The following is a 16,196-nucleotide window of genomic DNA, read 5'->3' as shown; positions in this document are numbered from 1 at the left end:
TGAATAGAGAAAGCAAAGAGAGATGACGGGCAGCCTAAAATTGGTAGAAGATATTATTTGCTGCAAGCATCATTGGAATCAGATAGGTTCCTTAGCCTGTCAGGATTTAAGGATTATTTGTAATGGCGTACTTCCTTTTTGTGGATGAGAGTGGACAAGATCATCGGAATTCACCTTATGAAGTTTTAGCTGGTGTTGCAATCGAGGATCGTGACTTATGGAATTTAATCCAAGCAATCCAAGCAGCAGAAATTCGCCACTTTGGTACGCGATATAGTAACGGAGACAGAGAACTTAAAGCCAGAGAGCTTCTCAAGAAGAAGGTGTATCGACTTGCAGCGCAGCTAGAACTAATTCCAGAGGATGAAAGACAGGTATTAGCCAGAAGCTGTCTTGAAGCAGGAGCCACTGCCGGAAAACGTGAACTGACAGCATTAGCTCAAGCCAAGCTAGCCTACGTTAGCGAGGTATTTGATATCTGTTCACAATTCCGGTGTAAAGCGTTTGCTAGTATTGTGAGTACAAATGCCCCCGTACTGCGCTCACCGGAGTTTCTGCGGAAGGATTATGCTTACCTTTTTGAGCGCTTCTTCTACTTCCTTGAAGATATTAATCCTTCAATATCTGGTATCGTCGTCTTTGATGAACTCGACAAAAGTCAGAGTCACCTGTTGGTACAACAAATGGATCGTTACTTCAAGCATTCAACCAAAGGAAGACAACGATCTGGTCAAATCATTCCAGAACCGTTTTTTGTTCATAGTGACTTGACAACGGGGATACAAATTGCAGACCTAGTTGCTTATATCGTTTCCTGGGGATTTCGTACTAATGATATGAGCAAACCAGCGCGGCTAGAGCTTAATAATTTAGTTAACCAGGTTTGTCAGATACGGTATCGTGCTATTCGGGAAGTAGAAGACAATCCAAACTTTGCTATATGGAGCTTTGCGGTAATCACCGACTTACGCACGAAAGAACAGCAAAACTAGGAATAAAAAAAAGGCAATGCAGCATATTATGCTTCAAAGCCTCCAACTTGATTATGAATCATTAAAACTGAAACGTCAAGGTTTTGTCATGATAGAGGGGCAACCAGAGCAGGCGATCGCTTTTGCTTGAATACTGGTTATCTTAGACTCGTAATAGAGCCAAGGTAAATTCGATGGAAACTGAAACGACAGAAACTGCCATTCAGGATAAACTGTTCAAGCCGAAAACACCCCTCGGACGTAAACTCTGGGAAATTCGCCAAAAAATTGTGGCGAGTGGTCAATCTTTACTGGGGTGGGAAGACGTAGAAAAAGAATTGAGTGAGCGCCGAAATGAGCGCGCTCAAAACATTGAATGAAATGACACAGTATGTTTTCGACAATTCCCATGCAGCGGCTGAAGAAAAATTGAATATTCCTGAAGAAGAAGTTTTTGTATTTCCGGCATCTTTTGCCCAACAGCGATTGTGGTTTCTCGACCAACTGTTCCCAGGCAATACCTTCTACAATGTAGCGACTGCACTTCGCCTAACGGGTTCGCTCAACGCTTCGGCGCTGGAGGAGACGTTCAACGAAATTGTGCGTCGCCACGAAGCTTTGCGTACCACTTTTAGGATGCTTAATGGGCAACCCGTTCAAGTAATTGCTCCCAGCTTAACCATACCTTTGCCCCTTGTAGATTTGCAAAATCTCTCAGCAACTCAACAACAAGCTGAAACTCGACGAATAGCTACCGAGGAGCGATCGCGTCCTTTTGATTTATCTCAGGAACCGTTACTGCGCGTAATGCTGCTACAGCTAGACTCGTCAGAACACGTACTTTTGCTGAATCTGCACCACATTATCTGTGATGGTTGGTCGATTGGAGTGCTAATTCGGGAACTAGGAACGCTGTATGCAGCTGCCAACAACACGCGATCGCCCTTGCCAGAACTGCCTATCCAATATGCAGACTTTGCCGACTGGCAGCGCCAATGGTTACAGGGTGAAGTTCTGGAGACTCAGTTAGCCTACTGGAAGCAGCAGCTGGACAATATTCCCTCACTGAACTTGCCCACTGACAAACCTCGCCCAGCTACTCCAACCTACCGAGGCGCAACGCAATTTTTAGAGTTATCGAAAAGCCTAAATGAGGAACTAGAGGCACTTTCGCAGCGCCAAGGTGTTACTCTGTTCATGACCCTTTTAGCGACATTTCAAACCTTACTTTACCGCTACACTCAGCAATCAGATATTGTTGTCGGCTCACCAATTGCTAACCGCAACCGCCGCGAAATTGAGGGGTTAATTGGTTTTTTTGTCAATAGTTTGGTGCTGCGTACTAATTTATCAGGCAATCCAACATTTCTGGAATTGCTGGGTAGAGTACGGGAGGTGGCGCTAGGAGCCTATGCCCATCAGGACTTACCCTTTGAGAAGCTGGTAGAGGAACTGCACCCAGAGCGCAACCTGAGCCAGCATCCCTTATTTCAAGTTGCATTCAGCCTGCAAAATACACCAATCGAGGCGCTAGAGTTGCCTGGATTAACGCTCTCGCAGTTGGAGTTTGACAACCCCAGCGCCAAGTTCGATCTAGAGTTCCACTTGTGGGAATCGCCGGAAAGTCTTAAAGGACAAGTAATATACAGCACTGATTTATTTGATGACGCTCCCATTACTCGGATGCTGGGGCATTTTCAAACGCTGCTGGAAAGTATTGTTGCAAATCCAGAACAACGCCTTTGCGAGTTGCCTTTATTGACAGCAGCCGAACGGCAACAGTTATTAGTTGATTGGAATAATACCAGAAGAGATTACCCACAAAACCAGTGTTTTCATCAGTTGTTTGAGGCACAAGTGGAGCAGACTCCAGATGCGATAGCGCTAATCTTTGAAAATCAGCAATTAACCTACCGCGAATTGAACATCAGAGCCAATCAACTTGCAGGCTATCTGCAACAATTGGGGGTAGTTACAGGCGTTATAGTTGGCATTTGTGTAGAGCGTTCTGTAGATATGATAGTGGGACTATTGGGCATCCTCAAAGCAGGTGGAGCATACCTACCTTTAGATCCAAGCTATCCGCAAGAACGTCTTAATTTCATGCTGGAAGACGCTCAAATATCCATCTTACTAACGCAATCCATATTAGCCCCCCTTTTGAAGGGGGGTTGGGGGGATCGCCAACACGGTTTGTCTGTAGTTTGTTTGGATAAGGACTGGGATGCGATCGCTTACCATCCCCAACACAACCCAACCAGCAGCGTAACACCTGAAAATCTAGCTTATGTCATCTACACCTCTGGCTCAACCGGAAAACCAAAAGGCGTTTTAGTGCAGCACAGAGGACTGTCTAACTTAGCAGAAGCTCAGATTGAAGTTTTCAATGTACAGCCAAGCGATCGCATACTGCAATTTGCATCCTTGAGTTTTGATGCCTCAATCTTCGAGATTGTCATGGCATTGCGATCGGGAGCAACCCTCTATTTAGCCAAAAAAGAATCCCTTCTGCCTGGACAACCTTTAATAAAGTTATTGCGCGATAATGCGATTACTCACCTCACGCTCCCGCCTGCTGTACTAGCAGTATTAACAGAAGAACTTCCCGCACTACAAACTATAATTTGTGCAGGCGAATCTTGTTCTAAAGATATTGTAAACAAATGGGCTTCTGGTCGCAGATTTTTTAACGCTTATGGGCCAACTGAAGCAACTGTTTGGGCTACGATTGCAGAAATTAGCTACGACAGCCAAAAACCCTCCATTGGTCGCCCAATTTTTAACACTCAAATTTATATATTAGATACCCATTTACAGCCTGTACCCATCGGGATTACTGGCGAATTGTACATCAGTGGGGATGGACTGGCGCAGGGATATCTGAATCGTCCCGAATTAACTGCTGAACGGTTTATTCCTAATCCTTTTAATTCTTGTATAGACAAAGGTTGTCACATCTCTACAATTTATAAAACCGGCGACCTAGCTCGTTATCGACCAGACGGCAACATTGAGTTTTTAGGTCGTCTTGATGACCAGGTAAAAATTCGCGGCTTCCGCATCGAATTGGGAGAAATTGAGACAGTACTGACTCAGCATCCGACAGTCAGAGAAACGGTGGTAATTGCTACAGAGAAAGTTTCTGGTAATAAGCGTTTAGTCGCTTATATTGTGCCACACCAAAATTTGACCCCTACAATCATTGAACTCCGTGATTTTCTAAAGAAGAAGTTGCCAGAGTACATGGTTCCTTCAGCTTTTGTCGTGCTAGAATCTCTGCCTTTAACACCTAATGGCAAAGTCGATCGTCGTAACTTACCCGATCCCGATAATTCGACTAGCCTAGCCATAGATAAAACTTACATTGAGCCTCGTAATCTTACTGAGTCAACCCTCGCAAAAATATGGTCTGAAGTTCTTAACATCGAGCGTGTAAGTATTCACGATAACTTCTTCGATTTAGGGGGAAATTCGCTGCTGAGTATAACCCTCATGGAGCAGATACACAAGCAGTTTGAACGCGAATTACCGCTGTCCACTCTCTTCTTAAATCCAACCATTGAAGGTCTAGCAAACACTCTATCTCCAGAAATCGATTCTCCGTCTTGGTCGCCCTTGGTGGCAATTCAGCCTAAAGGTTCAAATCCACCTTTCTTTTGCGTTCATCCCATTTTTGGAGTAGTCTTTCCTTATTATGAATTCGCATATCATTTGGGGACAGAGCAACCATTTTATGGGCTACAACCTCTGGGTATGGATGGAGAACAATCCCCATTAACTCGTATTGAGGATATGGCGGCTTATTATATTGACGCCTTGCGTGTAGTGCAGCCGAATGGTCCTTATTTTTTAGGAGGTTGGTCTTTTGGAGGTTTGGTTGCTTTTGAAATGGCTCAACAATTGCAAAAAGCTGGGCATAAAGTAGCTCTACTTGCTGTGCTGGATACTTCAGCACCAGTTTCCAAAAACAAACCTTCTTTCTGGGGCGGTTTAAAGTTTCTCCTGACCACAGGAGCGCGATATATATGGCCTTATTTTATGGATTATTTTTATCTTATCGCTGCTACCGAAAAGTACCAAAGCAAGCTAATCTCTCAAGAGTCTAGAAAACGAATATTAAAAGAGCTAAAAAGTAAATCGATCCTTAGAGTTTTTAAAGCGAATAGTCAAGCCGCTCTCAGCTATGTGCCGCAAGTCTATCCCAGCAAAATTACTCTTTTGAAAAATAGCGAACAAAATATCATTGCGAATCAAGATCCGAGTATGGGTTGGGGCGATCTAGCTGGAGGAGTGGAAATTTATAACATTCCTGGCAATCACCTAACCATGCTAAAGAAACCCCATATACAGGTTCTCACCGAACAGTTAAGAACCTGTATTGAGAATGCACAGGTCGGAAGTTAAATTAAACCTCTTTTGTCATAGAAAATCAGAAAAAACCCAAAAATAGGTAGAATCCGGAAGATGTTGAACGGCAAGACCGATCGCTACATCATAGAGTACAGCGATCGCTCTTACCGTGGCGTACTATTCGTACAAAGCCCATAAGTAGTGGGCACCCAGCACCAGCCCTTGAGCAACATGAGCGCGGTTGCGTGGCTCCTCCCAACTAGGTTCTGCCAAAGTCAGCAGTTCTCGTGCGTGTTCTACGTCAAGTTCCTCGTGGACAGTATAGTGTGACTGGCTACCCGGTGCTGCCCAAGCTCGCTCGTTAATCGTGCGACCGATCATCCCACTAACACTGGAATACAGATGCTCAAGCATCCCCAAAGCGGCTGCACCCGCTTCACTTGATTGTGTCAGACAGTAGCCCAGAAGTGAATGATTGAAAGCTAAAACTGATGCAGGACAGGGTATTTCTAAATCCTCTGGCGTGGCACCTAAAGCACGCAAAAATTGGCGGAAGGTGTATTTGTGAGAGTTTAATAAATTGCCGTGACCATGTTCTTCAGCCACGTTTTCCATCACAGAAAGTCGCCGTTCTAATACTGGAGTCCGAGCCAAAACTGCCGCTAATGATTGCGAAAATGACTCAATTGCAAAACAAATTGGTAGCTGTGTACAAAGAAATTGCGACCGTGAGGTAGAGGGTGTCTGCATCCAAATAAAGTAAGGATGACGGTGAAAATCATAAGCATTATTTACCATCAGCACTGCTTCTGATAGTGTGGTACATCTCACGATGTCTTCTACATACAATTGGTGAAGTCCTACTTTTCTCTCGGTAGCAATAGAGCAATTGTCTAGGAGCTGCATGACTTACTTCTTTCCGCTAACCTTACGCCTTAGTAGTAGCCTTTCTCTAAATTCTTAGTCCACCGTGAATCTGCGTAATTCTGAATTTTGTATGAATAAATGCCTCGGCAAAATTACTGAGAATGCTGCTTGTTTTCTATCTAATAAAGGAGATCGACTTCTTAAGACAAAGGCTAATTTTGCGGACGGATGGGAATCTCAACCATAAATTCAGTTCCCTGCCCAGATGTTGAAAAACACTGCAATTGACCGCCGTGTTTTTCCACCACAATCTGGTAGCTAATTGCTAACCCTAGTCCCGTACCTTTACCAATCGGTTTTGTAGTAAAGAAAGGGTCGAATATACGTTTTTTTACTTCCTCTGTCATCCCAGGGCCATTATCGGCAATGGCAATAAGAACCCGACTTTTGTCTACGACACAGGTGCGAATCCGAATTGTAGGTAATTGGTAATCGCTAATTGGCAATTGGTTATGAGAATTTTGTTCTTTTCGTCGTTCCCAGGAAGATAAACAAGATGCCTGGGCTACTTCCTGGTAATGTCCTATCGTCTTTGAATCATTACTCATTACTTCTTCCAAAGTATCAATCGCATTAGCTAGGAGATTCATAAATACTTGGTTGAGCTGACCCGCATAACACTCCACTAGCGGCAGCGAACCATACTCTTTAATCACCTTAATAGCGGGAATGTCTGTTTTAGCTTTCAGGCGGTTTTGCAGAATTAACAACGTACTATCTAGCCCAGAGTGAACATCGACCTCCTTCATCTCTGCCTCATCAAGGCGCGAAAAATTCCTCAAACTCAGGACAATTTGACGAATTCTGTCAGCCCCCACCTTCATCGACGACAGCATTTTTGGCAAATCTTCAACCAAGAAATCTACTTCAATCGCCTCCGCTTCGTCTTGAATCTCAGACACCGGACTCGGATAATGCTTAGCATATAGCTGCATTAGGTTCAGTAGGTCTTGAGTATATTCATTAACGTGGACAAGATTGCCGTAGATAAAGTTAACCGGGTTATTAATTTCGTGGGCAATACCAGCCACTAATTGACCCAGACTAGACATTTTTTCGGTCTGAATTAGTTGAGTCTGAGTGTGTTTAAGTTCTTGTAGAGTTTGCGATAAACGCACATTTTTTTCATTTAATTCCTGCGTCCTCTCTTGGACTTTTTGTTCCATCGAAGCGTAAAGTATAGCATTTTCCAGAGAGATAGCTGCCTGAGCCGAAAGCAGTTTTAAAACTTCTATTCTATCGGGAGTAAAAGCTCCAATCGTTAGATTATTTTCTAAATAAAGAATGCCGATTAATTTGCCTTGATTAATGATGGGGGTGCAGAGAACTGACTTCAATTTATTTAGATCGATATAGGAGTCATTGATAAACTTTCCCTCGCTAGCCGCATCATTTAGAACCACATCCGAGCGAGTTCTCCTTACATAATTAATCACGGTCAGAGGCAATTCTTGACAATCTTTAAGCGGAGTTGCTTGCCGAACGATTACTTCTTTAGATTCAACCGATGAGCGAGCTTCAATCAGCAGTTTTTCATCTCTTACCAAGAGCAGTAAACCTTTTTGTGCGCCAGCATTCTCGATGGATATTTTCATTAAAGAAGCCAGTAACTTATCCAGCACGATACAAGCAGCGATCGCGTGGCTAGCTTTCATCACAGTGGCTAAATCCAGCGCATTAGAACTACTACCCGTAGACGAATGTCCAGTAGTAGTTGGAGTATCTTTAACGCGAGGCAAAATAGATATTTTAGTAAGAAGGTTCGGATATTTTTCTTCTAAATATTCTACTTTGCGCTTAGATCCCCAACGTTGATAGCCGTAATAAGCTTCTATAATATGGGCTTTAGCATACTTCTCTTTTCCTTTAGCTAACCAGAACTTAGCAGCTAGTTCATTAGCCAAAGCTTCATTCTGAATAAACTCATTTTCTTTTGCTGATTCAATGGCGCGTTCATACAAGTCTATCGCCTCTAAATCATTGCCAGTGATGCGACTAATTTCAGCTTCTACCAGCAGGTACTTGTGTAGAAAATTTTCTGGGCAGTTGTCTGCCCAAATCTTCATCTGCTTTTGATTCGTTGCTAACGTCTCCCAAGATTGTTTTTGTACTGATTCTGAAACAGTCGGATAGAGAGCAATCAGAATCAGTGAGTGATAAAAGTTATGTGTAGATACTGAGATATGACCGAAAATAGAAGTAAGTAGCTTTGAAGCTGACAAGCTACTGCTCAGAGCTAAATCCGGTTTTTCGTATAAATAGAGAATTTGGGCTTTTAAAATATGGAATTCACAAATTGCCGCCAAACTTTGATGTTGTTCGCAACTTGTCAAGAAGTTTGATTCGATAATCTCATCATTTTCAAAAGATAATGTTCCGGCAGTTATGCCTATCAAATTCGACACTGCCAGGTTATAACCTAAAATTATATCAATTGCCCATTGATTTTTACTTTTTTGACAAAATAGCAAAGACTGAGGTATCTGTTTTAAAATTTGTTCTAAACTTTTACACTGATGGAAGTAACCAATGACTTTGTGAAGACGAGTATAACCTGCCCATTGCAAATCTCCAAAATCTAGTCCCGTTTTGTATGCCTCATCATTAATTGCATGACTAAATTTAATTGGCTTCACCCAATTACTCAAGTAATTGGCAAGAACCACAAGTTCTACACATTTCTGAGCCACATTATTAAACTTATTACTTAGTTTAGTTGCTAGCACCCCAAACTCATAACCAGAGTGATAATTTCCTAAAATTGCGCTAAGTATCATTCCATAACAAGAGTAGCTGTACGCTGCTCCTGATGCATAACCATAGGTGAGACAAAGATTAATTGTTTTAACAGTAACTAGCTGCCAAAGGTCTAAATTAACAAAATATGACAGTGGCCCCATGTTTGCTAATAATTTGACTGCTGCTTTTATTTCGGGAACTTTTATTTCTTCTACATTAATTAAAGACGCAATTTCTTGGTTTTCTAATTTCTTACTAGCTTCGCCTAGTTCTAGAGCAACTGCTGTTTTTAATTCCTCTTCAGGTAAGTCAATTCCTAGCAGACTGAGAGCATTACGCCCTGCTTGAATTGCCTCTTGGTATTTGGCAAGCATGGTATGCTGCACAATCAGCATATTATAAACTTCAGCTTTGTCGAGGACTGATTTCGCTTGAGATAGCGTTAGCTCCAGTAAGGCTTCAGAACGAGCAAAATTACCGTTTAAATACTCAATTTCGGCTCGTTTCTTATGCAATGAGAAAGCCAGCTCGTAGCGTTTTACCCAAATATCGCTCGGTAAAATCTTCATACAAACAGTCAAATAGTGAAGTGCTGAGCTGTATGCGGTCGCATCTTTCGCTTTTCGAGCTGCTTCCAAATTCAATATTACTAATTCAATTTTTTCCTCTTCATCGGCGATTAAGTCTGAACCAATATTTAGATGATCGACCAATTTAAAAATTATTTCTATCTGTTCTTCCAATGGCGTATTTGCTAACAGGAGATTGCCTATTCTGAGATGAACTGCTTTTTGGAGCGAGTTATCAATCAGTGCATAAGCTGCCTGTTGCACGCGGTCGTGTGAAAATTTATAATTAAAAACTAACAATTGAGAATTAATCCCTTCATTTTCGGTTGTTTCCAACACAGAAGTGGGTCTAATTAATTCTTCTTTCAGGGCTGGTAAAAGGTATTTAAAAGTTTCAGAAATTGATTTTTCATAAATGATAGACAGCGTATTTAAATCGAAACTATTGCCGACACAAGCGGCTAAACGTAAAACCTGTTGTGTTGAATTTGGCAATTTCTTTAATTTTCCTATCATCAACTCCACAACATTATCAGTAATGCCCAGCGCTTCAATTTGAGCGATGTCCCATTGCCACAGGGCTTTACTTCCCTCTTTTTCCCCCTGAGTAAGGAGGGTCTGAGGGGGGTTAAAGGTAAGCAGGTTTTCCTGATACAGAGTTTTTAGAAATTCATTGACAAAGAAGGGATTACCTTCTGTTTTACGCAGGATGAGGGAGGCTAAGGGTCTTACTGATTCCCTATCCTTATGCAAGGTATCAGCAATCAAGTGGGTAATATGCTCAAGTTCTAAAGGTGCTAGATTAATCTGGTTGATGATAGCTCCATCATCGCGTAAGCTATCAAGCGTCATCATCAAGGGATGAGTGGAACTGACTTCATTATCCCGATACGCTCCAATGAGAAATAGATAGTGCGTTTGGTCATCCGTCATCATCAACTCTATCAATTTGAGCGTGGCAGAGTCAGCCCACTGCAAATCATCCAGAAAGATGACTAACGAATGCTCTTGTTGGCAAAATACCCGAATGAAGTTTTGAAAGACTAAATTAAAGCGGTTTTGAGACTCAGTTGACCCTAATTCTTGAATCCTAGGCTGAGGGCCGACAATTAGTTCTACTTCAGGAATCACATCAATAATAATTTGCCCGTTAGAGCCAAAGGCTTCTAGGAGTTTTTCTTTCCACTGGTTGAGCTGTGCTTCGCTTTCAGTTAAAAGTTGCTGGATTAATGCAGAGAAGGCGCTGACGACAGCAGAATAGGGAATACTCCGCTGAAACTGGTCAAATTTTCCAGAAATGAAATAAGCTCGCTGTTGAGTGATTGGTTTGTAAATTTCTTGCACTAAACATGACTTGCCGATGCCAGAATAACCCGACACCAACATCATCTCAACATCCCCTTGCATTGGCTTGCCAAATGAGAATTGACTTACTCGGTCAAATGCTGTTAGTAAAGTATTAATTTCTTGCTCTCTGCCATAGAGTTTTTCAGGAATTTGAAACTTATTAGAAATATCATGACAACCGAGGGAAAACTCTGCAATTTGGTTGGTTATTTCTAATTGAGTTAGACAATATTCTAAATCTGCTTGAATTCCATAAGCACTTTGGTATCTATCTTCAGCAGTTTTAGCCAACAATTTTATGACAATATCCGAAACTGCTTTAGGAATGTTTTGATTAAACTTATGAGGCGGAATTGGCGTAAGCGCAATATGACTATGCACTAACTCCATTGCATCAGTACCATTAAAAGGTACTCTGTCAGTGAGGAGTTCGTATAAGGTGACACCAAGGGAGTAAAAGTCAGTGCGGTAATCCAGCGAACGGTTCATTCTGCCAGTTTGCTCTGGCGACATATAGGCAAGAGTGCCTTCTAAAACATTGGGACTTTTTAGCGTAGGGTTTTCCCGCGACAAAACGCTGGAAATACCAAAATCAATAAATTTGACTTGCCCACTTTTTGGGTTAAAAACAATATTGGATGGGTTAATATCTTTATGAATGATGTTTGAGGTATGCAGTTCAGCTAAGGTTTCAGTAATTTTTATAGCAATTTTAATAACTTCTAAAACTGTAAAATTTTGGTCGTCCATCAATATTTTTAGAGATTTCCCTCCAAAATCCTCCAAGAGCATTACTAGAGTGTTTTGATAGGGTTTTAAATCATACGCTTTAGCAACACCATCTAGATTCAGCGAACGGGTAATTTCATATTCTTGCTTATACCTAGAAATTTCTTCTGGTAATGGATAGTCTTCTTTAATAACTTTAAGAATAAGGGGTAGATTATCCCGAAGTCGGCATCCCCGATACACAAGAGACTTGCTGCTTTCATAGATTAGCTCAAAAATCTGATATCCGGGAATCGTTGTCATAATTGTGTCATCTACAGATTTGTAGGCGATTTAGTTCAGTTAGGAGCAATTTTGGGGATAGGGCACGAAATCCGCATATTGCACTGAAGTAAAAATAAGACTTTATTCAATGAATCGAAAGCGTATTTATACTGAAATATAGTTTGCTTCTCAGTAAATACCAGTAGATTCACAGTTTTTGGGAAGCATCGTTTTGACCATCTAAAAAAAATGTAACCTAGAATACTAATTCCTCCCTAGACTTGTCACATAGATGTAGTCAAGTGTTAGAGATAGTTTGAGAAAAAACGATTAAAAGAGTGTGAACGAGTGCATTTTAATGCTTGTAAAAACATTACTTGCCATCTGGAACCCCACCCAAGCCTTGTACAAAAAACTTATTCCCGATATTCCCCCGCTGGCGGGAGAATCTTCAAGGATTGCAGGACTAGCCGAAAAGTCTGGGATATCAATGATTCTATAAAAAATATATAAATCTGTATTGATCAATAAAAAATGTTTACTGTCCAATCTTTATAAAAATTCACAAATACATTTTTTTCTTAATCTTACTTCAGTCAGCGTTGTTTATTTGATATAAAGTTGACATACATATACAAATCTAAGTAAATAAGTTTGAGCTGAGATTTTACTAATTGCCATTTACGAATGCTCAGTGCAAGGTTAAAGCGGGATTTTTGCTATTATTTTGCTGAGTTGTATCTTTCGGTTCGTGCTGCGGCAGAATACTGGCTTGCAAATGGGGAATTTGAGACAAGATAGACGTTTCTTATACATACAGAATCGGAGGCAAAAATGACCCAAGAGAAAACGTATCTAGAATTCTCAGAGTCAGATAGTAGTTCTCACAAATTTTATGAAGTAATTGTCAACGGGACGGAAGTATCGATTCGCTACGGTCGCATTGGCGACTCAGGACAAACTCAGGTTAAAACCTATCCAACACCGGAAAAAGCCAAAGCTGAAGCGACGAAAAAGATTAACGAGAAACTGAAGAAAGGTTACGAACAAGCAGTTATGGGAGTGAGGAGTAAACGTCCCGTGACTCGACGGGAAATAAAGAGCGATCGCTCAACGGCTTCTCAAGCACCTGTAGTTTGGAAATTTGCTTCTTCTTCTCCCGCTTTTGGCATCTTTATTGACAACTTGCGCTGTTGGGTTGGCAATCAGGCAGGTCAAATTTTCGCTCTCAGCCATACGGGAATTGTGCAAAATCAGTTTCGTCTTCCTGACGGCGTGAAGTGTATTGTCGCTGATGAAGGCTGGCTTTATGCGGGATGCGATGATGGCAAAGTATACGATTTGACAGGCAAAATTCCGCGTGTCGCTTATGAAATTGCCCCCGATGTAAATATTTTCTGGCTTGATATCAAAGATGCAATTCTCGGTGTTTCTGATATCGACGGTAACGTTACAACTATCAATCACGAAGATGAGTCTCAATGGACTAAAAAAAGTAGCGGCGAGTATGGCTGGATGGTGCGCTGCGATGAAATTGGCATTTATCACGGACATAGCAACGGCGTAACGATGTATGACTGGGAAGATGGAACGAAAATCTGGAATCAAAAAACTCGCGGTGAGGTGCTATTTGGCTGGCAAGAAGAAGCAACAATTTATGCTGGAACAGGTCAAAATTTAGTTTATAGCTTCACCAAGAAAGGGGAAGTTAGCACAATTTATCAATGTGATGCGCCTGTTTATTCTTGCGCCACCGCTGAAGAAGGTAAATATGTCTTTGCAGGCGACAATTGCTCCTCGATTTATTGTTTTGAGCGGGGAGGCGATCGCTTGTGGAAACTAGCCACTGGCTGCGGTTCCGCTTTTTCCATGCAGTTTTTGGGCGACAATCTTTACATCGTCACTACCGACGGTTCTCTTGCTTGCATCGATGCTAGTGAAACAGCTATCAAAGCAGCACAAGCAGGTACAGTTCCCCAGACTATTAACATTAAAGCACCCACTGCCGTTGCCGCAGCACTTCCTTCTAATACCCTGGAAACGGCATCAAACGCCAGTCAGGGTGTAATTGTGGAGTGCTTTAAAGAAGGCGGGAAGTTAAGAATTCGCGCTGTTTCTCCTGGTTACAATCCCAACTGGAAAGTACAATTTCCTCAAGATATTCGCTCTGAAGGTGCGCGTTATCTGGTGGAAGAGGTGCGCGAATCTTCTCGTGGTGGATTTTATCGGGCTTTTGGGGATATTAAGAAGTTGGTTACTTAATCGTTTTTTAAACGCTCTCGGTACGCTAAGGATAGCGCAGAGGTACGCAAAGTAGTTTAAAGCTCTTATTCAGTAGGTTGGATTGAGGCTATGAAACCCAAAATGCGATCGCATCTGAAAAATCAATTGATGATTGTTATGTGTTAAGGGGATTCTTTATGGTTGATGATTTGCAACGCTCGTGGGTATAGGCTTGTGCGTTTGCTAAGATAGCGTCTCCAGTTAATGAAAGCTCAGTGTTTTAGGGAATGGAAAATCAGTGCTGAAGCTTTCCTATTATTTTGTCACCTCATTCACCTTGGTTGATGAAACGGTTATGAGACAAAACTGCTCATGAAACTCTTACCATACAACACTTTTACCCTTCAAACTCAAGATCCGTTGCCGATCGTGCTGGAGAAGCTGGCTGCTCATATCGAACCATCAAAATTGCGATGGCATATCTCCCGCCACCACGCGCCCTATGAAGGCACACTCTCAGAGACTGGATTTGAAATTCATCGGATTATTCACTATCGCAACTCCTTCGTGCCAATCATTCGCGGGCGATTTGAGCTGTCACCCTCCGGGACAATCATTCGCATCACTATGAAATTGCACCCCTTTGTAATTGCCTTTTTAGTATTTTGGTATGTGACGTGGTATAGCTTTTCGCTCCCAATGTGCTTGGCTGGAGCCATGCCCGCTGACTTTGCCTTGATGTTTTTAGGGATGCCAATTACCATTTTGTTTGCATTCTGGTGTGCGTTTTGGTACGAGGCAAACCGTAGTCGCCGCGACCTGGTACAGATAATTTTAGGAGAACCAAGTCAAGGGCTAAATTCAGGCTCTTCCCGTCAGTCAAATTTTGATACAGGGTTGCCCAAAGCCTTTCAAGTGGGCGTTTTTCTGATTGGAATTGCATCGCTAGTGTGGTCAATTGTTGCTAGAGAGTTTTTTCCGTCAACGCAACCGCAGTTGGCGTCCCTAGAGGCGGTTTCCTGTTCCCAACATCCAACCCAGTCGCCCTACTGCAAGTTCTCAGTTGTTCGCACGATCGATGGGCATCCCTCTGCGTCTACCCTAGCAATCAGTGCGGATGGTCAAACCTTAGTCAGCGGCGGGCAAGATAAAGCGATTAAAGTTTGGGATTTGAAGACAGGACAGTTGAAAAAAACGCTCCAAAGTGATTCGGGTCAGGTTCGGGCAGTGGCGATCGCGCCTGATGGAAAAATAGTCGTGAGTGGTAGTGCTGACCACATGGTACGGATCTGGAATCTGACCAAAGACCAGCCACCCCGAATGCTGAAGGGACATTCCGACGACGTGAAGCTGGTTCAAATGACACCGGATGGTAAGACCTTGATCAGTGGCAGTAATGGCGCGGTGAAAGAGTGGGATCTGGCGACTGGTCAGCTCAAAGCAACATTGCCCAATTTACGCAAGTCTGAGATTAAAATAGGTCCCCTCTCGATCGAAGATGACGCAATGGAACGTTTGATTCCTTTGGCGATTAATCCCACCAGCAAAACGGCAATTGTAGAGTTCTTGGGGGGTGACATAAAGGTGTGGGATCTGACAACAAACCAGCAAACAGCCATACTGAAGGAACGGTTTGATACGTTTGCAGGCTATATCTTATCGGCTTACATGAGTCCCGATGGGAAGACTGCCGCCCTACAATATACCAACTCTTCTAAGAAATTTGAAACGCGACTGAAGGTGTGGGATTTGACCACGGGAAAAGTCGCAGCACGGGGAAGTACGTTCTTTTCTCGTGATACGTTTGTGAATGTACCCCTTGCCCTGAGTCGCGATCGCATTTTTGGCAGCACCAATCGACAGCTTAGGGTGTGGAATCTGCAAACAGCCGAACTCGAAGCTGTGCTGGATACAGGATGGATGGACGCTCTCGCCGTTAGTCCGGATGGCAAACTTCTGGCTGGCATTTCAGTCAATCCAGATTCCCAAAACGCCCAAATCAAAGTGTTGCGGCGTTGATGAACTGAGCTGCGTAGCCGTTCTCGTCTCAGATGGGAAGAAGCAGCGGCGTCTAGTT

7 protein-coding genes are annotated in these 16,196 nt (G+C 42.5%); 5 read left to right on the top strand and 2 right to left on the bottom strand.

Going from position 1 to position 16,196, the window contains the following annotated elements; translation table 11 throughout:
• Nucleotides 1-122: 122 nt before the first annotated feature.
• The 3 genes from ACFW2W_RS26065 (at nt 123) to ACFW2W_RS26055 (ending at nt 5,375) form a co-directional block, all read left to right on the top strand.
• Entirely contained in the window at nt 123-992 is an 870-nt protein-coding gene (locus ACFW2W_RS26065) for a DUF3800 domain-containing protein (protein WP_378184742.1), read from the top strand.
• Nucleotides 993-1,165: 173 nt separating this feature from the next.
• Nucleotides 1,166-1,351: a hypothetical protein gene (locus ACFW2W_RS26060; protein ID WP_378184740.1), complete on the top strand. Its 186-nt coding sequence runs from the start codon at nt 1,166-1,168 to the stop codon at nt 1,349-1,351.
• Nucleotide 1,352: 1 nt separating this feature from the next.
• Nucleotides 1,353-5,375, top strand: coding sequence for an amino acid adenylation domain-containing protein (locus ACFW2W_RS26055; protein ID WP_378184738.1), 4,023 nt, complete (start codon nt 1,353-1,355; stop codon nt 5,373-5,375).
• A gap of 123 nt (nt 5,376-5,498) precedes the next feature.
• Here the strand turns inward: ACFW2W_RS26055 and ACFW2W_RS26050 are convergent, their stop codons facing one another.
• Together ACFW2W_RS26050 and ACFW2W_RS26045 are read right to left on the bottom strand one after the other, a co-directional pair.
• Complete coding sequence (locus ACFW2W_RS26050) at nt 5,499-6,227, bottom strand: iron-containing redox enzyme family protein (protein WP_378184736.1); 729 nt, start codon at nt 6,225-6,227, stop codon at nt 5,499-5,501.
• A 173-nt stretch (nt 6,228-6,400) separates the two neighbouring features.
• A complete protein-coding gene (locus ACFW2W_RS26045; protein ID WP_378184734.1) occupies nt 6,401-11,935 on the bottom strand; it encodes an AAA family ATPase in 5,535 nt (1,844 codons plus the stop codon).
• Between the two features lie 795 nt (nt 11,936-12,730).
• Between ACFW2W_RS26045 and ACFW2W_RS26040 the strand changes: the two genes are divergently transcribed.
• Nucleotides 12,731-14,158 (top strand): WGR domain-containing protein, encoded by a 1,428-nt coding sequence (locus ACFW2W_RS26040; protein ID WP_378184732.1) that lies wholly within the window; start codon nt 12,731-12,733, stop codon nt 14,156-14,158.
• Nucleotides 14,159-14,491: 333 nt separating this feature from the next.
• Nucleotides 14,492-16,138, top strand: coding sequence for a WD40 repeat domain-containing protein (locus tag ACFW2W_RS26035; protein WP_378184730.1), 1,647 nt, complete (start codon nt 14,492-14,494; stop codon nt 16,136-16,138).
• Nucleotides 16,139-16,196 lie beyond the last annotated feature (58 nt).

It is taken from the genome of Coleofasciculus sp. H7-2 (assembly GCF_042747725.1).
Classification (GTDB): Bacteria; Cyanobacteriota; Cyanobacteriia; order Cyanobacteriales; family FACHB-T130; genus FACHB-T130.
The sequence above is the reverse complement of the archived record's forward strand: the minus strand, read 5'-3'. Positions and strand labels throughout refer to the sequence as shown.